16 protein-coding genes are annotated in these 18,893 nt (G+C 55.9%); 6 read left to right on the top strand and 10 right to left on the bottom strand.

The annotated features are described in order from the left end of the window. The first annotated feature begins 387 nt into the window (after nt 1-387). A complete protein-coding gene (locus FN082_RS21365) occupies nt 388-1,068 on the top strand; it encodes a fimbrial protein (protein ID WP_142982318.1) in 681 nt (226 codons plus the stop codon). 45 nt (nt 1,069-1,113) lie between these two features. On the opposite strand, the gene lsrG is transcribed toward FN082_RS21365, so the two are convergent. Genes lsrG through lsrA form a run of 6 tightly spaced genes read right to left on the bottom strand, consistent with a single transcriptional unit; the run spans nt 1,114 to nt 6,833 of the window. Beyond that, a complete protein-coding gene (lsrG, locus tag FN082_RS21360; RefSeq protein WP_142982317.1) occupies nt 1,114-1,410 on the bottom strand; it encodes a (4S)-4-hydroxy-5-phosphonooxypentane-2,3-dione isomerase in 297 nt (98 codons plus the stop codon). Then, on the bottom strand, nt 1,407-2,294 hold the full coding sequence (gene lsrF / locus FN082_RS21355; protein ID WP_142982316.1) for a 3-hydroxy-5-phosphonooxypentane-2,4-dione thiolase: 888 nt from the start codon (nt 2,292-2,294) through the stop codon (nt 1,407-1,409). Before lsrF ends, lsrG begins: the two co-directional genes overlap by 4 nt. 11 nt (nt 2,295-2,305) lie before the next feature. Further along, nucleotides 2,306-3,319, bottom strand: a complete 1,014-nt coding sequence (gene lsrB, locus FN082_RS21350) for an autoinducer 2 ABC transporter substrate-binding protein LsrB (RefSeq protein WP_139540584.1) — start codon at nt 3,317-3,319, stop codon at nt 2,306-2,308. Between the two features lie 2 nt (nt 3,320-3,321). Beyond that, entirely contained in the window at nt 3,322-4,314 is a 993-nt protein-coding gene (lsrD, locus tag FN082_RS21345; RefSeq protein WP_142982315.1) for an autoinducer 2 ABC transporter permease LsrD, read from the bottom strand. Then, on the bottom strand, nt 4,315-5,349 hold the full coding sequence (gene lsrC / locus FN082_RS21340; RefSeq protein WP_139540587.1) for an autoinducer 2 ABC transporter permease LsrC: 1,035 nt from the start codon (nt 5,347-5,349) through the stop codon (nt 4,315-4,317). Next, nucleotides 5,346-6,833, bottom strand: coding sequence for an autoinducer 2 ABC transporter ATP-binding protein LsrA (lsrA, locus tag FN082_RS21335; RefSeq protein ID WP_139540770.1), 1,488 nt, complete (start codon nt 6,831-6,833; stop codon nt 5,346-5,348). Before lsrA ends, lsrC begins: the two co-directional genes overlap by 4 nt. Nucleotides 6,834-7,052: 219 nt before the next feature. Between lsrA and lsrR the strand changes: the two genes are divergently transcribed. From lsrR to FN082_RS21320, 3 genes are all read left to right on the top strand, one after another. Next, a complete protein-coding gene (lsrR, locus tag FN082_RS21330; protein WP_139540589.1) occupies nt 7,053-8,024 on the top strand; it encodes a transcriptional regulator LsrR in 972 nt (323 codons plus the stop codon). Nucleotides 8,025-8,061: 37 nt separating this feature from the next. Next, complete coding sequence (gene lsrK / locus FN082_RS21325; protein WP_142982314.1) at nt 8,062-9,648, top strand: autoinducer-2 kinase; 1,587 nt, start codon at nt 8,062-8,064, stop codon at nt 9,646-9,648. 161 nt (nt 9,649-9,809) lie between these two features. Continuing rightward, nucleotides 9,810-11,831 carry an NADPH-dependent 2,4-dienoyl-CoA reductase gene (locus tag FN082_RS21320; RefSeq protein ID WP_139540593.1) on the top strand — a complete coding sequence of 674 codons (2,022 nt, stop codon included), beginning with the start codon at nt 9,810-9,812 and terminating at the stop codon, nt 11,829-11,831. Here the strand turns inward: FN082_RS21320 and FN082_RS21315 are convergent. From FN082_RS21315 to FN082_RS21300, 4 genes are all read right to left on the bottom strand, one after another. Beyond that, complete coding sequence (locus FN082_RS21315; RefSeq protein WP_142982313.1) at nt 11,828-12,616, bottom strand: hypothetical protein; 789 nt, start codon at nt 12,614-12,616, stop codon at nt 11,828-11,830. The two genes, FN082_RS21320 and FN082_RS21315, sit on opposite strands and share 4 nt — an antisense overlap. Before the next feature lie 6 nt (nt 12,617-12,622). Beyond that, nucleotides 12,623-13,459, bottom strand: coding sequence for a hypothetical protein (locus FN082_RS21310; RefSeq protein WP_235891793.1), 837 nt, complete (start codon nt 13,457-13,459; stop codon nt 12,623-12,625). A 78-nt stretch (nt 13,460-13,537) separates the two neighbouring features. Continuing rightward, nucleotides 13,538-14,668 (bottom strand): 23S rRNA (guanine(1835)-N(2))-methyltransferase RlmG, encoded by a 1,131-nt coding sequence (gene rlmG, locus FN082_RS21305; protein ID WP_139540597.1) that lies wholly within the window; start codon nt 14,666-14,668, stop codon nt 13,538-13,540. 104 nt (nt 14,669-14,772) lie between these two features. Beyond that, complete coding sequence (locus FN082_RS21300; RefSeq protein WP_139540598.1) at nt 14,773-16,116, bottom strand: glycoside-pentoside-hexuronide (GPH):cation symporter; 1,344 nt, start codon at nt 16,114-16,116, stop codon at nt 14,773-14,775. A 107-nt stretch (nt 16,117-16,223) separates the two neighbouring features. On the opposite strand from FN082_RS21300, the gene FN082_RS21295 reads away from it, so the two are divergent. Together FN082_RS21295 and FN082_RS21290 are read left to right on the top strand one after the other, a co-directional pair. Further along, nucleotides 16,224-17,090: a helix-turn-helix domain-containing protein gene (locus FN082_RS21295; protein WP_139540600.1), complete on the top strand. Its 867-nt coding sequence runs from the start codon at nt 16,224-16,226 to the stop codon at nt 17,088-17,090. A gap of 127 nt (nt 17,091-17,217) precedes the next feature. Then, on the top strand, nt 17,218-18,861 hold the full coding sequence (locus tag FN082_RS21290) for a glycoside hydrolase family 43 protein (protein ID WP_142462648.1): 1,644 nt from the start codon (nt 17,218-17,220) through the stop codon (nt 18,859-18,861). Nucleotides 18,862-18,893 lie beyond the last annotated feature (32 nt).

Here is an 18,893-nt window from a genome sequence, read left to right as displayed (position 1 = left end):
ACTGATTATATCGATCAGAATGTACCGGTACTCAGCAATAATGTGACGGTATCGGCTCTGCGGGATCTACCAACCGGATCGGTACTTTTCAGACAGTATATTTTTAATACTGACCGAGTGCCTATTGGCGTTGCTGGCTGTAAAGGAGCTGTTAGCTCGGATTATGTTAATCTAACTACCGGGATCGAGTTCGAGGGAGCAAGGCCTGCAATAGTCGGGAAGTATAAAGGACTAGATGTTTACAGTACCGGAGTCCCCGGAATTGGGATGGTCGTCGGCGTTACCGTTGGTAACAACCCAACGGAATTATTGATGATACCGTATATCGCCCCAAGTATAAGGGGGATCGGTGGAGTCGGTTCGGTTGTCACAGATCAGGGATTTGAATTGCTACTGGTTAAAGTTGAGGACATTTCTCCCGGCGTCTGGAGTGTACCGATTAACTATCCGGCCATGGTCCGTTACGCTCGGTCCACAAATACCACTGAGATAATTAAAGATTATGGCTACCGCTGGCATATTAATGGATCGGTAAACGTCGTCGCCGGAACCTGCCAGACTCCTGACGTCACGGTGCCCATGGGGGTTCATTCGCTTCAGGACTCCACGACCACCGGATGGGTCGATTTTAATATCAACCTGCTGAACTGTCCGCCGATGTATGGCCGCTATAATCGCAATTCGCCGGACACCTCGTCGACGGCGGGGATCCGCTGGAATAGTGATTCCGACTACACGACAGCAGGGCCGGACACGGCCAACAGCATCAGTTTTTTACTTAACCCGGTTAGCGGCTATCAAACGCTGGCGGCGGGCGGTGAGTGTGCGGCACTCACCAACGATACCGATATGGCGAAAGGAATGTGCCTGGAGATTCAAAATCGCGATGCTGTGAATGTATTAACGTCCGTAAAAGCGCACCAGCGGATCGATGCAAAGCTGGCCTTGCTGCAAACCATCGCCAGCTACGCAATACCGCTCCGGGCGCGCTATGCCCGCAATACTCAAAACAATCTGCGGGCAGGCAAAGCCGATACGGCGGTCGAATTTACCATTAACTATCAGTAATCCCCCGATGTCCGGTGGCGCAACGCTCACCGGACATCGGTTTTTTCAGACTGCCGGCAGCAGGCCGATAAAGCTGCGCTTTTGCCGCGGCTGCGACATCAGCTCCTCCAGCTTCGCCACGCAGGCCAGATAGTGCGGGGTCTTTTTGTGCGCCAGCACCGCCTCCTCGTCTTTATAGGCTTCATAGATAAAAAAGCGCGTCTTCACCTCCGGGTCCTGCAATACGTCAAAACGCAGATTACCCGGCTCCAGCAACGCTCCCTCGTGGTTAGCGCGAAACACCTCAAGAAACTCGTCGACCCGCTCCGGTTTGATATTAATTTCCACCAGCGTCACGTTCATTTCAGCTCTCCCTGTTTCTCCTCCTGCCAGAACTGATACGCCTCGCGAGCGCTCAGATTCTCGTGCACCACTTTTTTCACCGCTTTGAGCATCGCGCGCGGCGCGCTGGACTGGAAGATATTGCGCCCCATATCCACACCGGATGCGCCCTGATCTATCGCCCGCCAGCACATCTCCAGCGCTTCCAGCTCCGGCAACTTTTTCCCTCCGGCGATCACGATCGGCACCGGGCAGCTGGCGGTCACTTTTTCAAAACCTTCCTCAACAAAATAGGTCTTCACGAACTGCGCGCCCATCTCGGCGGCAATACGGCTGGCTAGCGAGAAGTAACGCGCGTCGCGAGTCATCTCTTTACCCACGCCCGTTACCGCCAGCACCGGCATCCCGTAGCGGTTCCCGGCATCCACCAGCTTAATGATGTTGTTAATCGACTGATGCTCGTGCTCGCTGCCGATATAGACCTGCGCCGCCACCGCGCAGACGTTCAGGCGCAGCGCGTCTTCCATCGCCACCGCCACGCATTCGTTAGAGAGTTCGCTTAAAATCGAGTTACCGCCCGAGGCGCGCAGCACCACCGGCTTATTCGTCGCCGCAGGCACCTGACTGCGCAGCACGCCACGGGTACACATCAGCACGTCGGTTTCTTCAAACAGCGGCGCGATAGAGAGGTCGATACGCTCCAGTCCGGTGGTCGGCCCCTGAAAATAGCCGTGATCGAACGCCAGCATTACCGTGCGGCTGCTCTGCGGGTTAAAAATACGCGCCAGACGCGACTGCATCCCCCACTCCAGCGAACCGCAGCCTTTCAGCGTATAGAGCGTGTTCTGCTGCGGACGGTCTAAGCCGAAGTTTTTTCCCTCTTTGATATCGTCTAAATCAGCCATCTCATCCTCCATCAGAAATCGTAGTTATTGATATTCTCTTTGGTGAACACCACCCGCTCCGGCAGCAGCACGATGCCGTTGCCTTTCGCTTCATACTGGTAGCCCTGCACGCTGTTTGGCTCGACTTTCAGGGTGCCGAGATCTTTCACATCGACGCTGTCGCCGACGTTAAGATCGCCCTTTTTCAGCAGGCGATCGGCGACGTTAACCGCGATCTTGCCCTGCTGCACCACATCCCACAGACCGAAGGCTTTGACCGTGTCGCGTTCCACATAGGGGCGCATCACGTTCGGAGTACTAAAACCGACGATCGCCACGCCCTGGCGCTTGAGGTTCTCCGCCGCCTGCGCCGCCGCCGGGAGCGCGTTGGCATCAGGAGCGATAATGGCGTCGAGATCCGGATACGCTTTTAAGATCCCCTCGGCGGTTTGCAGTGATTTCGTGGCATCGTTATAGCCAAACTGGGTGGTCACCACTTCCCACTGCGGATGCTCTTTTTCGATTTTGGCTTTCGCCTCTTTTACCCACTGGTTCTGGTCGGTGACCGTTGGGCTGGAGTAGAAAAACGCCACTTTGGCGGTGGGTTTCGTCACCTGTTTTTCCGCCATCTCCACCAGCAGGCCGCCGAGCTGCTGCGGCGTCCCCTGGTTGATATAAATGCTGCGGCACTCCGGTTTGGTATCGGAGTCCCAGGTCAGCACCTTGACCCCGCGCTGCATCGCCCGCTTCAGCGCCGGACACAGGCCATCCGGCGATACAGCGGAAACGATGATCGCGTTGTAGCCCTGGTTGACGAAGTTGTTGATCAGCTGCACCTGGCCGGAAACGCTCGGTTCGGTCGGGCCGTCGTAGGTAACGTCCACGCCAAGCGCTTTGCCCGCCTCTTTCGCGCCGTTGCCGCCGCTGGTAAAGAAGCCGACGCCAACCAGCTTAGGAATAAAGGCGATGCGGTCTGCCGCCTGAGCGGTGATAACGCTCAGCGCCAGTGCCAGCGCACTGACCTGCAGGATACGTTTTGCTTTCATTGTTATGCTCCGATTGTTTTACGCGAGAAAAGACGCCGCCAGGTCATCCGCACCCATTCACGATGCAGGCTCAGCGAGCGCCCCATCACCACCACAACCAACAGCGCCCCTGACAGCGCGCTCGACACCTGGTTGGGGATGCCGACCATTTGCAAACCTTGTTGTAAATAACCCACCAACAGCGCCGCCAGCGCCGTGCCGATGATAGAGCCGGAACCGCCGTAGATATTGGCTCCTCCGAGCACCGCGGCGGTCAGCGCCGGCATCAGCAGGTCGCGGCCTAAATCCGAGCGCGCCGAGCCGAAGTAGGAGACCATCACCAGCGCCGCTACCGCCGAGGCCACGCCGACCAGGCCATACAGCACGTACGGCATGCCGTTTACGGACAGCGCCGCATAGCGCGCGGCGCGCGGATTTTGTCCTAGCAGAAACAGATGGCGGCCAAAGCGCCCGCGATGGGCCAGCAGCCAGAAGAAAAAGGTGATGACCGCGAACAGCACCAGCGGGATCGGCAGGCCGAACAGCGTCAGGTTGGCGAAGGCGGTAAAGCTATCCGGGAATCCGCCGATGCCTTCGTAGCCGGTCGCTCCCGCCATACCGGAGAGCAGCAGCGCGCCGCCGCCGTAGAGGTACAGGGTGCCGAGCGTAATCACCAGCGGGCTGATGCCGGTATAGTGGATCAGCGCCGCGTTCAGCAGCCCGCACAACAGGCCGAGCAGCAGCGTCAGCGGAATTGCCAGACTCATCGGCCAGCCCGCCTGCATCATCACCCCCAGCGCAATGGCGCACAGGCCGATGGTCGAACCGAGCGAAATATCAATCCCGCCGCTGATAATCACCAGCGTCAGCGGCAGGGCCACGATGCCGATGCAGATAAAATCGCTGGTGCTGAACAGCAGCATATTGAGATCCAGCATGCGCGGATTCAGCGCGCCAAACAGCAGGATCTCCAGCACCAGTAACGCCAGCAGCGCGCTTTCCCAGTTGAGCTTCATTTACGCCACCTCTTTGTTTTTACGTTCGGGAAAGGGAGCTACGCGCTTGCCCCCTTTATTGCCGGGCTGAAAGCGGCTGTACTTCAGCGCCCGCTGATGACGAGCCAGCGCCTGGCGCAGTCGTCCGTCAAGCACCAGTACGCCGAGCAGCACCAGACCGGCGATAAAGTCGTTCCACCACGCCGGGAGGCGGAACAGCACCAGCACGGTGTCGATTTGGGTGAGGAAGAACGCACCGAGGAAAGCGCCGAGCAACGTACCAGTGCCGCCAAGCAGCGAGATGCCGCCGAGCACGCAGGCGGCGATAGCTTTCATCTCCAGGCCGCTGCCGGTCTGATTCGGCACAAAGCCAATCTGCGCGGCGAAAACAATCCCGGCGCAGGCAGCCAGCATGCCGTTAAGGGTAAAAGCCAGCATCCGCGTACGGTTCACCGCCACCCCTAGCTGGCGGGCGGCGGCAAGGTTATCGCCGACGGCGTAAAAATCGCGGCCAAAGGCGGTACGTGAAAGTATCCAGCCGCCCGCCAGCAGCAGCGCCAGCACCAGCCACCCCAGCGGCGAGATGCCGATAAACGCCGGTTCCGATAGCGCCTTCAGGCTGTTCGGCAGGCCTTCAATCCACTTGCCGCCGGTCCACAGCAGCATCACCCCGCGATAAAGCCCGAGGGTGCCGAGCGTGGCGACAATCGCCGGAATACGTAGTCCCACCACCAGCAGGCCGTTAAACGCCCCGGCCAGCGCGCCGATCGCCAGCGCAAAGGCGATGGCCGTCATCAGGCCATATCCGCTATTCAGCGCCACGCCCACCGCGATAGCGCTCAGGCCGACGGTGGAGCCAACGGAGACGTCGATATTGCGGGTCAGCATCACCAGCGTTGCCCCCAGCGCCAGCAGGCAGAGAATTTGCGAGCTGGCGAAGATCATTGCCAGAGTCTGTAGGCTGAAATAGGCCGGGTTGAGCGCCACCAGTCCGGCAAACAGCACCACGATGGCAAGAAAGGCGCTCAGTTCGCGATTCTTGAGTAACGTTTTCATGGCTGTCCTCCGAAGGCCAGAGTCATCATCCGCTCAACGGTGACCGCCTGCTGCGAAAGCTCGCCGCTCTGCCTGCCCTGATGCATCACCAGCACCCGATCTGCGAGACCGACAAATTCATCAAGATCGCTGGAGATCATAAGCACCGCCACGTTCTGCGCGGCGACGCTTTTCAGCAGCTGATAGATGTCGGCGCGGGCGGAAACGTCCACCCCGCGCGTGGGCTCATCGACGATCAGCAGCAATGGATTGGCCTCCAGGCAGCGCGCCAGCAGCACCTTCTGCTGGTTGCCGCCGGAGAGCGTGCGCACCGGGCGATCGCCATCGGTCATTTTGATCCCCAGCGCCCGGTGATAGCGCTCAACCACCGCCGCCTCACGCTTGTTCTGCTGCCACAGCGACGGTTGGTTAAACATCACCGTGTTCCAGCGCACCGGCGCGTCGAGAAACAACCCGGAGACCTGACGGTCTTCCGGCAGATAAACCAGCCCGCTGGCCAGCCGGTTGCGGGTGCTGTCGCGGCTGATATCACGGTTTTCCAGCCACACTCGCCCGGCGCGTACCGGACGCAGGCCATACAGCGTTTCGGCAAATTCGGTGCGTCCGGATCCGACCAGTCCGGCGAGGCCGACGATCTCCCCGGCGCGGATCTCCAGATTGAGATCGATAAAGCCTTCTCCGGTCAGATCCTCCACCCGCAGCACCGGGAAATCCTGCGCCTGAGTGCGGCGATTGCCCGGCAGCGCCAGCCACAGTTTTTGCGTGTCGCTTAGCGTATGGTCGCGCCCAACGGGCGTCATCGCGCCGATCAACTGGTTGTCGCCGTATTGCGCGGTTTCCCCACTCAGCACCACTGCACCATCGCGCATGACCGATACGTGGCTGGCGACCTGGCGGATCTCGGGGAGTTTGTGCGAGATAAACACGACACCGACGTCGAGATCCTGCAAAGCGCGGATCTGGCGAAACAGCCGCTCGGTTTCCCCCGGCGTTAATGAGGCGGTCGGTTCATCAAGGATCAGGATCTGCGCGTCGCGCATCAGCCCGCGCAGGATCTCCACCATCTGCTGATCGGCCACTTCCAGCGTGCTGGCCGCCGCCTCGAGGTTAAGCTGGCAATTAAGCTGCTGGAGCTTTTCCTGCAAGCGAGCCTCGTTATCAGCCCGCTTCGGCAGACGAAAGAGAATATTTTCCCGCACCGTCAGGTTGGGAAAGAGCATCGGTTCCTGCGGCACCAGATACACGCCCTGCTGATGGGCCTGCGCAGGATTGAGGCGCGCAAAGGTGCGTCCGCCGAGGATCAGCTCACCGCTGTCGGGCATTTCCACCCCGGCGATAATCTTCATCAGCGTCGATTTCCCCGCCCCGTTACCGCCCATTAGCGCATGTACCTGGCCGGAAAGCAGCGTGAAATCAATATGCTTCAGCACGGTCACGCCGGAGAACTGTTTGCAGATTTGGCGGGCTTCAAGCAGTGGCTTCATCATCGCGCCTCGTTTTGAACAAAAGATTTTTTAAATTAATAATGTTCAAAAGCGTAGACGGTGAACTATATTTACAACCGTGCAAAGATCACAGTTTTATGCTTTAGATCGTTTGGATAAAACCAGCGAGCAACGAAAGATCGGTTTTGCCAGTCGGCTCACATTTTCCGACCGCGCAATAACGAACATATGATCTAAATTTTTATAAGAGTTCACTTTATGAGCGAAAAACGCATTACGGAAGAGAGCCGCTACGCCGGGCTGGCGTTAGCCGAGGAAGAGCTGGTGGCGCGGGTGGCCTGGTGTTACTACCACGATGGCTTAACCCAGAACGACATCGGCGAGCGTTTAGGACTGCCGCGGTTAAAGATCTCTCGCCTGCTGGAGAAAGGCCGTCAATCCGGGGTGATCCGGGTACAGATTAACTCGCGCTATGAAGGCTGCCTGGCGCTGGAGACCGAACTCCAGCAGCGCTTCGGCCTGAAAATCGCCCGCGTGCTGCCGGCGCTGAATACCCCGCCGATGAACACCCGGCTGGGGATTGGCGCGGCGCAATCGTTAATGGGCGTGCTCGAGCCGGGGCAGTTGCTGGCGGTGGGCTTTGGCGAAGCGACCATGAGCTGCCTGCAGCATCTGAGCGGGTTTATCGGCTCCCAGCAGGTGCGGCTGGTGACGCTTTCCGGCGGCGTCGGCCCCTATATGACCGGCATCGGCCAGCTGGATGCGGCCTGTAGCATCAGCATGATCCCCGCGCCGCTCAGGGTGTCATCGGCCGATGTGGCGGAGATCCTGCGCCGGGAATCCAGCGTCCGTGACGTGATCCTCGCAGCCACGGCGGCAGATGTGGCGGTGGTCGGCATTGGCGCGATCGATCAGCGCCGCGACGCGACTATCCTGCGTTCCGGCTATATCAGCGAAGGCGAACAGCTGATGTACGCCCGTAAAGGCGCGGTGGGCGATATTTTAGGTTATTTCCTGCAGGCCGACGGCAAACCGGTCGAGGGGCTGGAGATCCATCGGGAACTGCTTGGCGTCACCCTCGATGAACTGGCGCAGTTGCCGACTATCGTCGGTGTTGCCGGGGGCACAGAAAAAGCGCAGGCGATTTACGCGGCCCTTATTGGCAAGCGGATTAATGGCCTGGTAACGGAAGAGACAACAGCACGCGCGGTGCTCACGCTGGCCTCATAATGGCCCTGCGCCGCGCAACAATAGCGAGGCGCATGTCATGAGTTACCTGTTAGCGTTAGATGCCGGGACCGGCAGCATTCGGGCAGTGATTTTCGATATCAATGGCCGCCAGATTGCGGTCGGCCAGGCCGAATGGAAACACCTGAGCGTGGACAACGTTCCCGGCTCGATGGAGTTCGACCTTGGCACCAACTGGCAGCTGGCCTGCCAGTGCATCCGCCAGGCGCTGGCCAGCGCCCATCTCTCCCCAGCGGATATTCAGTCCGTGGCCTGCTGTTCAATGCGTGAAGGTATCGTGCTTTACGACCGCAACGGCGAGGCCATCTGGGCCTGCGCCAACGTTGACGCTCGCGCCAGCCGCGAGGTGGCGGAGCTCAAAGAGATCCACGATTATCGCTTTGAATCTGAGGTGTACGGCGTTTCCGGGCAGACTCTGGCGCTGAGCGCCATGCCGCGCCTGCTGTGGTTGGCCCACCATCGCCCGGATATCTACCGCAAAGCGGCAACCATCACCATGATCAGCGACTGGCTGGCGGCGAAGCTCTCCGGTGAGCTGGCGGTCGATCCTTCAAACGCCGGGACCACCGGTATGCTCGACCTGTTCAGCCGCGACTGGCGTCCGGCGCTGCTGGATATGGCCGGGCTGCGGGCCGATATTCTCTCGCCGGTAAAAGAGACCGGTACCGTGCTCGGCGCGGTCACCGACGCGGCGGCCCAACAAAGCGGGCTGCGCGCAGGTACGCCTGTGGTGATGGGCGGCGGCGACGTCCAGCTCGGCTGCCTCGGGCTGGGGGTGGTGCGCGCCGGGCAAACTGCGGTGCTCGGCGGAACCTTCTGGCAGCAGGTGGTCAATCTGCCGGAAGTGCGCACCGACCCGGAGATGAATATCCGCGTTAACCCGCACGTCATACCCGGTATGGCGCAGGCGGAATCCATCAGCTTTTTTACCGGGCTGACCATGCGCTGGTTCCGCGATGCCTTCTGTGCGGAAGAGAAGCTGGTTGCCGAACGGCTCGGGGTGGATGCTTATTCGTTGCTGGAAGAGATGGCCAGCCGCGTTCCGGCAGGCTCCCACGGGGTTATGCCTATCTTCTCCGACGCCATGCACTTTAAGCAGTGGTACCACGCCGCGCCGTCGTTTATTAATCTCTCCATCGACCCGGAAAAATGCAATAAGGCCACGCTCTTTCGGGCGCTGGAAGAGAACGCGGCGATTGTTTCCGCCTGCAATCTGGCGCAGATTTCGCAGTTTTCCGGCGTGAAGTTTGACAGCCTGGTGTTCGCTGGCGGCGGTTCAAAAGGGGCGCTGTGGAGCCAGATTCTTAGCGACGTGACCGGACTGCCGGTGCGGGTGCCCGAGGTTCGTGAAGCGACCGCGCTAGGCTGCGCGATTGCCGCCGGGGCCGGTGCCGGGTTGTACAGCGATATGGCGACAACGGGCGAGAAGCTGGTGAGCTGGCATCGGGTATTTACGCCAAACCCGGCGCATCGCGAGCTGTATCAGGAGATGATGGTAAAATGGCAGTCGGTGTACGCCGAGCAGCTCGGTCTGGTGGATAGCGGGTTGACGACGTCAATGTGGCAGGCGCCGGGGCTGGCGCGCCGTGCCCCTGTTGCCCCCTAACCCTAACCCTAACCCTCTCCCCGCAGGGGAGAGGGGACCGTTCGGCACCGTTCTTTGAATCCCATCACAATCGCTGCACTCCCCTTTTCCCTTTTTTCCCGCGACGGCTAAATTAGTAACTCATCCGACCACATAACAATAATTTTACATTGGAAGCTATTATGAGCCGCTATCCGTCGCTTTTCGCCCCGCTTGAGCTGGGGTTCACAACGCTCAAAAACCGCGTGTTGATGGGCTCGATGCATACTGGCCTGGAGGAGCTCCCGGACGGCGCGCAGCGGCTGGCAGCCTTTTACGCCGAGCGCGCTCGCCACGGGGTAGCGCTGATTGTCACCGGTGGCATTGCCCCCGCGCCTTCCGGCGTTACCATGGCAGGCGGCGCGGTGCTTAACGACGCCAGCCACCTCTCCCACCATCGCCATATTACCGACGCGGTACACCAGGAGGGCGGCAAAATCGCCCTGCAAATTCTGCATACCGGGCGCTATAGCTACCAGCCTGAACTGGTCGCCCCTTCCGCGCTTCAGGCACCGATCAACCCCTTTACGCCGCATGAACTGAGTCACGATGAGATCTTACAGCTGATCGATGATTTTGCCCGCTGCGCCCAGCTGGCGCGGGAAGCCGGGTACGATGGCGTCGAGGTGATGGGCTCGGAGGGTTATCTGATTAACGAGTTTCTCGCCGCGCGCACCAACCTGCGCGACGACCAATGGGGCGGCGATTATGCCCAACGTATGCGTTTTGCTGTCGAGGTCGTCAAAGCCGTTCGCGAACGCGCGGGCAGCGATTTTATTATCATCTACCGCCTGTCGATGCTTGACCTGGTGAGCGGCGGCAGCACCCTGGCAGAAGTCACTGAGCTGGCAAAAGCCATTGAGGCCGCCGGGGCAACTATTATCAATACCGGTATCGGCTGGCACGAAGCGCGTATTCCGACCATTGCCACCCCGGTGCCGCGCGGCGCGTTTAGCTGGGTCACCCGCAAGCTGAAGGGCGCGGTGTCGATCCCACTGGTCACCACCAACCGGATTAACGATCCCGAAGTGGCGGAGGCGGTCCTTGCCCGTAAAGATGCCGACATGGTGTCGATGGCCCGCCCTTTCCTCGCCGATAGCGAATTTCTCTCCAAAGCGCAGAGCGGGCGCGCGGATGAGATCAATACCTGCATTGGCTGTAATCAGGCCTGCCTGGATCAGATCTTCGCCGGAAAAGTCACCTCGTGTCTGGTCAACCCGCGCGCCTGCCATGAAACCCAGATGCCAATTGTCCCAGCGGCCACATCGAAGCGACTCGCAGTGGTTGGCGCAGGCCCTGCCGGGCTGGCGTTTGCCGTAAACGCCGCCTCGCGCGGTCATCAGGTGACGCTATTTGACGGACACAAAGAGATTGGCGGCCAGTTTAATATCGCCAAACAGATCCCCGGCAAAGAGGAGTTCTACGAAACCCTGCGCTATTACCGGCGAATGCTGGATCTGACCGGCGTCGTTCTACGTCTGGAGACCCAGGTCACAGCAGACGATCTGCTGGCGTTTGATGAAATTATCCTCGCCACCGGGATCGCCCCGCGAATGCCGGATATCGCGGGCATCGATCATCCCAAAGTACTGAGCTATCTCGACGTCCTGCGCGATAAAGCGCCGGTCGGCGAGAAAGTGGCAATTATCGGCTGCGGCGGAATCGGTTTTGATACCGCCATGTATCTCAGCCAGTCCGGCGTCGCCACCAGCCAGAATATCGGCGAATTCTGCGCAGAATGGGGCATTGATACCACTCTGCAGGCCGCCGGAGGGCTGCGCGCGGAGGGAATGCAATTGACGAAAAGCCCGCGTCAGATAGTGATGCTCCAGCGCAAAACCAGCAAGCCTGGCGACGGTTTAGGGAAAACGACCGGCTGGATCCACCGCACCACCCTGCTGGCCCGCGGCGTCAAAATGATCCCAGGGGTCAGCTATGAGCAGATCGATGATGAAGGTTTACATGTGACGATCGGTGGTGAATCGCAGGTTTTCAACGTCGATCATGTGATTATCTGCGCCGGACAGGATCCCCGGCGCGAACTGGCCGACCCGCTGCAGTGTGCGGGAAAAACGGTACACCTGATCGGCGGCTGCGATGTGGCGATGGAGCTGGATGCCCGGCGGGCAATCGCCCAGGGCACCCGGCTGGCGCTGTCGATTTAAAAGCTCATATTCTGACAATCGCGAGCGCCGTATTCAAACTCGCGTTTGTCATTCCCCTGTGTAAGTCGGTACAGCACCTGTAATCCCAGAGACTGAGGAACGGCGTGTCGACAAAAACGGGCGAAGTCCTCACGCGTTTTTTTGTCCCATCCCTGCGAGGCGATATTTTTTAAATCTTGTGCATCGTAGGTAAAGACCAGCGTTTTATCCTCAAAACCAACCTGAGTTAATAAGACGTTTTTCTCCACCTGCTGAGGAAGTTTAAGTGATGTAATTTCCTGAGTGGTTATCTGTACATATTGCTCCCATTGCTTCTGAGCCTTATGACTATGGATTTTATTCGCCAGCGGCAAACCGACACCGAAAAAAACAGCCGGCATCAGAACAGATATTATCAATGCGGGTTTACGTATTTTTTTACCGACAACGGACTCTTCTTTTATTATTTGGTGGTATTGCCAGCATGCCACCAGCGCGAAGGTGAAGCCAGGGATAACAACAACCCATAATACGTTAAAACGCGTATAGCCTTGACCAGAAACTATAAACAGCTGATCGAACATATAGCAAACTATCGCCATAGCGGCGCAAATCCGACTCTTTTTATAAATTCCAATACCCAACCCTAGCCAGAGCAGGAAAAAAGTGATGGCGCGAACCACACCACTTAAACCGGATGGAAAAATAACCATGACGAGAATTATGGTCACGCAGCTCAGCAGGCATAGTCCCAGACCGATACGTACAGCAATATTGATATTTTTGGCAACGATGGCTTCACTCATCGATTCTTATCCTTTTTTAAATTGACAGTCTTTCGGCGTAAACGTCAGATCACGCGTCTCGTATCCTTGCGCAAAGCGGACTATCATCGTTAAATCAAGCGAGGTTGCAACATCGTTGGCACAGTAGCGTGAGTACAGTTTTCTGGCATGCGCGTAGAAATTGGCTATCGGTAAATCAGCTAACTTCTCATGGCTCACCTGATGCTCAACAATCAGGGTGTGCTGTTCAAAATAGATATCAGTAATAGTGAGGTTATTATTAATTTTCATCGGCAGCGGGATCTTACTCTTATCTTCCATCACCGATTGATAAAACGCCTGCCAGAGCACATTTCTGCTGTACTTCTGCACCTCTTTCATACCAAAGTAAGCTGAATGAAACAGTGCTAACACAATCACGACAAGGGTTATTGTGTGCTTATAAATGCGCTCGCTATCATCTATATTTTTCGTCTTATATTTATTCTGTTTCCAGCAGGCAATAATTCCGCTGGAAAAGCACAACAACCACAAAAAAGTGACAATAAGCCAGATGAAACTAAAACTCTTCCCTGGTGGAATCAGTTCAAAAGAAAGTTTTTCGATAACGTATAACAGCAGTGCGGTAACCGCGCAGACGCGGCTGTATTTATAAATTCCGAATGCCAACACCCCCCATAAAATAATAAAAAAAAGATTAACCCATAAAGTTTTATCTATACCAGAACTAAACCAGCCAGATCCCGTAATGAATATATATACAGCGCATTGCATCAGACAGATAAATACGGCAGGATTTCTGGCAAGGCGAATTTTTTGCGAAATGACCTTCTCTTGGTTACATTCATCTTCCTGATGATTCAAGTTAATAATCTCCACTCAGTTAATACAAATGGGCAGGCCATTCCCGGCCTGCCCGTCAACTCAGTGGATTATTATCCTTTAACGCTGTTTACGCAATTTCACCGCTTTCAACACCACAAATTTATTATTGGTGGCGATAGTCGTGCAGTTGCCAAATGCGCGCTTCAGCTTGCGGAAATAATCGAGATGGCGGTTGCCAACAACGTACAGCTCGCCGCCGTACTTCAGGCTGCGGCGGGCATCGTTAAACATCTGCCAGGCAATATGATCGGTGATCGCGTGCTGCTGATGGAACGGCGGGTTGCAGAGGATGGCGGCAAAGCGGTCCGGCTCAATATCGGACAGCGCGTTATTGACCACAAACTCGCAGCGCTCGATGTCATCCGGCATGTTGGTTTCGACGTTCAGCTGGCTTGAAGCCACCGCCATATAGGATTCATCGGTGAACATCACTCGGGCGTCCGGATTTAAGGCCAGCGCTTTGAGGCCAATAACGCCATTGCCGCAACCGAGATCGGCAATCTCGCCCTCGATACCCTCCGGCAGGTGTTCAAGGAAAAAACGCGCGCCAATATCCAGGCCGCTGCGGGCGAAGACGTTGGCGTGGTTGTGAATCGTCCACGGGGTACCGTCCAGTTGCCAGCTGTAGGTCTGCGGCGCATCGGCCACTTCAGGCGCGGTAAAGGTACAGAAAATCAACCGCGCCTTTTTCCATGCCAGCGATGTCGTGGTGGTACCGAGGATCTTTTCAAACAGCGCCAGGGTGGAATTGTGTACATCACGTGCTTTTGCGGCAGCGATAATGCGCGTTTCCGGCGTCACCACGTCACGCAGCGCGCGCAGCTGCTGCTCTAACAGCGCCAGCTGCTTCGGCACTTTAATTAACACCAGCGCCGGCGCTGCGGGCAGCTCGCTCAGAGGATCCTGAAAGCGCACGCTCTCTTCGTCAATGCCATTCATCCGCAGATTGTAGCGAGTGGCCAACTCAGACACGTAAGAGTCGTTGATGCTCACCGGGTTGCGTTCCGCCAGCGCACAGCCCAGCGCGCCGAAGCTGTCATTGAAAATGAGCGTCAGGCCGTCGACGTCATTCACCTGTTGCAGCAGATACTCATCCGCCGCTTCCCATGCCTGAAGCGCTTCCTCTTCGGCATTTGGAGGGAACCGCTCTAATGTGAATAACTCACCGTTTAACTCTACCTGGCTCATCGCCTCTGTGCCTCCGGAACGCTAAAACCCGCGAGTTTATACGCAAACTTCGCCCAGTAGAATAGAGATGCGCCGATTATCTCCATCTACCGGGCGATAGCGTATTACGCCGGGAGGTCGTCCTGCGACAGATGAGACAGGCGCTTATCATCCAGGCTGTACTTGCTCATGATAACAATCAGCAGCGCCACCAGCACGCCGGGGAAGACGGTGAACAGCAGCTTGATCATCTCCAGCGCCGAATCGGTTTGCTGCGCCGCCCCGCCAACGTAGTCGCCCCACGCCAGCATATAGCCCACCAGCGCGCCGCCGATGGCGATCCCCAGTTTGATGGCAAAAAGATTAGTTGAAAAAACGATCCCGCTGAGCTTTTTACCACTGCGTTTCTCTTCCGCATCGATAATGTCGGACAGCATGCTCCACTGTAGCGGCGTGGCGGCCAGCTGAATAATATTGATGATAATCACCAGCACAAAGATAGCGGCCACGTTGCCCGCCGGGACAAAGTACATGCCAATCAGCAGCACGGCTTCCAGGGCCATCGAGATTTTAAACCCTTTTACTTTATCGATATTTTTAAAGATAAACGGTGAGAGCATCGCCCCCAGCACGCCGGACGCCAGGGTGGTGGTCAGTAGCAGGCTGCCCAGATCCGCCCGTCCCATAATATTGTTGACGTAATAGAGCGTCGTCCCGCCTTTAAACAGTACCGCAATCAGGTTCACCACGTTGAGCGCAAACAGAATGCGCCAGTCCTTATTGGAAAGCAGCGTTTTCAGGTCATCAAGAATACTGCTTTGGTTATTGACCGCGATATCCGTGGTGTAGCGCTCTTTCGTCAGGCCAAAGCAGATAAAAAACAGGATGATGCTCAGGCATCCCATCACAATCATGGTGTAAAAATAGCCGTTCTGCACGTTCCCCTGGCCAAGGAATGCCACCAGCGGCAGCGCGGTAAGTGAAACAATCAGGCCGCCGAGCGTACTGAGCGCAAAGCGCCAGGACTGGAGCGAGACGCGTTCTCTGGAATCGTTAGAGATATTATTGATCATCGCGCAGTACGGAACGTTAATGGCCGTATAGACCAGAGATAATAAGGTATAAGAAACATAAGCATAAATAAGCTTACCGGTATAGCCAAAATCTGGTGTATAAAACGTTAAACAACAAAGTACGCCAAAGGGAATAGCGAACCATAAAATATAGGGACGGAATTGCCCATATTTAGTGCGAGTACGGTCCGCAATAGCGCCCATTAATACATCGGTTACCGCATCTAATGCCCTGACGGCGAGAAACATCGTCCCCATATGTGCTGGACTTAAACCGAATACGTCGGTATAAAACCAGGCCATAAACAGCATTACCGTTTGCCAGACTAAATTACAGCCGGTATCGCCTAACCCATAGCTAAATTTTTCTTTGATACTTATACGGGCAATATTCATCGCGTCTCCGCCTAAAAGAACGTTAAGATTTGTCCTCTGTACGTTATTGCGAAGGGCCTGCTGATTATGTATAAATCATCCTGTTAAATATAAGAAGAGTGTACCTGATGAGTGATGAATCTCCCGTTTTCGAAAAGATCCCCGTGGGTACCGGCGAACTGTTTACGCTCCGCGTCGATAACATAAATAATTTCAATGGGATAAACGTAGTCCCCCATTATCATATGATGGATGAGCTGATGTGGTTCCGGGAATCAGGGGGAAGCTATTCCATTGGTGATGAAAAATTCACGATTAAAAACAATACCCTGGTATTTGTTCCCGCCTTACTGATTCACGAAATGACGCTACCGGCCGCCGCCAGCCACAAGCGTTATCTGATGCAATTTGAGAAAGAGTGGCTGGAAGGATACGACCTGTCGTTATCTGCCGCCCATTGCGGTGCGGTGGCATACCTTTCCGGCGAAGAAGCCGAGCGTATGGAACTGCTGCTCAGCTGGTGCGGCGAGTTTAGCGACTTCTCCGATTCGCTATTCCGTTCATTAATGCAGAGCGTACTGCTGCATGCCTTTAATAGCCTGAAAGATTCGGTACCCGTTACCGAGCGCACCAGTCATCGCTACCTGAGCGAGCTGATTGAGTTGCTGCAATCGATTGATGCCAGTGAAAATTTCGAGATGACGACTGAAGAAGCCGCCCGCCGCTGCCAGTGGTCGAAATCCTGGTTTTCCCGTACCTTTAAATCTGCTTTTGGAATCAGCTTCAAGAAGTTTATGCTGCTGCGCAAACTCAATATCGCTATCAATCTGCTGACCAACACCGACCTGAAAATCAGCGATATCTCACAAAGCGCCGGCTTCACCGACAGCGCCTACTTCTGCCTCAAGTTTAAAGAGATGATGAACGACACCCCGCTGGCCTTCCGCCACAAAGTCAGAAGCACTGATGCCGTGGGCAGTCGGGCGGAGAAATAAATCATTTTTGTGAGCAACATCACCAGGTGAGTAGACATTTATTATATAAATCGAAAGAGTCTACATATCCCCCATGCCATCGTCTATTTACAATCATCGCTATATTTTCGCATTAAGGGTAAATACGATGATTCAGAATCCTATTTTTAAAGGTTTTAATCCTGACCCCAGTATATGTCGGCGCGGCGATGATTATTACGTGGCGGTATCATCATTTGAATGGTTTCCCGGCCTGCCGGTTTACCATTCCAGGGATCTAAAGCATTGGCAATTACTTACTCACGTTCTCACCGATGATAATAACCCAGATTTAAAAAAGCTGCCCTCAGCCAAAGGAATTTGGGCGCCAAGCCTGACATGGTGCGAAGAAGAACAGTTGTTCTACGTTATTTACGGCGTAATGAACTCAATGAATTCACGCTATTTTGACGTAGATAATTATCTTATTACCGCCAGTGAAATAACCGGTCCGTGGAGCGAGCCAATATATCTTCACTCGGCAGGATTCGACGCCTCAATTCTGCACGACAACGACGGTAAAAAATGGATTGTCTCTCTGGAGTGGGAAACCCGTGAAGGCTACGAAAAACCGGGGGCCATTTGCCTGGTGGAGTACTCGCCGGATACACAAAGCATTGTTGGCTATCCACAGCGGATCTGGCATGGCGGTACCGACCGTGGCTGTATTGAAGCACCACATCTGACCCGGCGCGGCGATTATTACTACCTGATGGTTGCCGAAGGCGGTACCGGATATGGACATGCGGTCACCATGGCCCGCGCAACGGAAGTCACCGGCCCGTATGAAGGCGATCCGCTGAATCCCATTGTCACCTCCTGGCCGCGAAGCTTTAACGAGCGCCAGGACTCATGGCATCTGAAACCGCACTATTTCAATCCAGAAACCTACCTGCAAAAGGCCGGACACGGCAGCTACGTAGAGACCCCCACGGGCGAAGTCTGGTTAACTCATCTTTGTAGCCGCCCGTTCCGCCAGGAATTACGCTGCCCGCTAGGCCGGGAAACGGCGATTCAAAAGATGGAATGGACCGACGAGGGTTGGTTGCGGCTGGCGGCTGGGGGTAATCTCGCCGAGCATCAGGTTGAAGAATCCAGCCTGCCTGCGCACCCATTTCCGGCTAAAGCGGATATCGATGATTTTGATGGGCAAACGCTGGACAACGCGTTTTATGCCCCGAGGATTCGCTTCCAGCGCTTTGCCAGCCTTGAGCGTAAAACGGGGTACCTTGCCGTGCGCGGGCAGGAGTCGCTAAGCTCGCTGAATAAAGTTAGCCTGCTGGCGAAAAAACTGACTTCGGTATACGCAAACATCACCACGAAAATGGATTTCAGCCCTGAGATTTATCAGCACAGCGCCGGTCTGGTGCTCTATTACGACAACATGAACTATCTGTTCCTGCATAAAACCTGGGATGAGGCCTCTGGCTCATCGCGGCTCGCCATTATTTATATGGATAATGGCGAACGTCACGACGATCCGCAGAAAATTCGCCTCGCAGAGGGAGAAATCTATCTGGCGATGGCCATTAACGGCCGGGAGATCCAGTGCTCATGGTCTGTCGATGGTAGAAAATACCAAAAGATCGGCGCGGTCTACGATACATCGCGTTTTTCCGATGAATATAGCCGCTACGGCGAGTTTACCGGCGCGTTTGTCGGCCTGGCCTGTGTGGATAGCATGCTGCATCGCAAAGAGGCGCTGTTTGATTTCTTCGGCTATCGGGCGGTTGAAGACGCAATAGTTGAGTAAACCTGACCTTCTGGCATCCTGCCCGCGCGGGG

The organism is Klebsiella spallanzanii (assembly GCF_902158555.1).
GTDB classification, from domain to species: Bacteria; Pseudomonadota; Gammaproteobacteria; order Enterobacterales; family Enterobacteriaceae; genus Klebsiella; species Klebsiella spallanzanii.
This window is presented reverse-complemented; position numbering and strand designations above follow the sequence as displayed.

Excerpts from the sequence above, each read along its gene's own strand:
- lsrG (WP_142982317.1), bottom strand. The coding sequence starts at position 1,410 with ATGAACGTGACGCTGGTGGAAATTAATATCAAACCGGAGCGGGTCGAC.
- lsrF (WP_142982316.1), bottom strand. The coding sequence starts at position 2,294 with ATGGCTGATTTAGACGATATCAAAGAGGGAAAAAACTTCGGCTTAGAC.
- lsrB (WP_139540584.1), bottom strand. The coding sequence starts at position 3,319 with ATGAAAGCAAAACGTATCCTGCAGGTCAGTGCGCTGGCACTGGCGCTG.
- lsrD (WP_142982315.1), bottom strand. The coding sequence starts at position 4,314 with ATGAAGCTCAACTGGGAAAGCGCGCTGCTGGCGTTACTGGTGCTGGAG.
- lsrC (WP_139540587.1), bottom strand. The coding sequence starts at position 5,349 with ATGAAAACGTTACTCAAGAATCGCGAACTGAGCGCCTTTCTTGCCATC.
- lsrA (WP_139540770.1), bottom strand. The coding sequence starts at position 6,833 with ATGAAGCCACTGCTTGAAGCCCGCCAAATCTGCAAACAGTTCTCCGGC.
- lsrR (WP_139540589.1), top strand. The coding sequence starts at position 7,053 with ATGAGCGAAAAACGCATTACGGAAGAGAGCCGCTACGCCGGGCTGGCG.
- lsrK (WP_142982314.1), top strand. The coding sequence starts at position 8,062 with ATGAGTTACCTGTTAGCGTTAGATGCCGGGACCGGCAGCATTCGGGCA.
- FN082_RS21320 (WP_139540593.1), top strand. The coding sequence starts at position 9,810 with ATGAGCCGCTATCCGTCGCTTTTCGCCCCGCTTGAGCTGGGGTTCACA.
- FN082_RS21315 (WP_142982313.1), bottom strand. The coding sequence starts at position 12,616 with ATGAGTGAAGCCATCGTTGCCAAAAATATCAATATTGCTGTACGTATC.
- rlmG (WP_139540597.1), bottom strand. The coding sequence starts at position 14,668 with ATGAGCCAGGTAGAGTTAAACGGTGAGTTATTCACATTAGAGCGGTTC.
- FN082_RS21300 (WP_139540598.1), bottom strand. The coding sequence starts at position 16,116 with ATGAATATTGCCCGTATAAGTATCAAAGAAAAATTTAGCTATGGGTTA.
- FN082_RS21295 (WP_139540600.1), top strand. The coding sequence starts at position 16,224 with ATGAGTGATGAATCTCCCGTTTTCGAAAAGATCCCCGTGGGTACCGGC.
- FN082_RS21290 (WP_142462648.1), top strand. The coding sequence starts at position 17,218 with ATGATTCAGAATCCTATTTTTAAAGGTTTTAATCCTGACCCCAGTATA.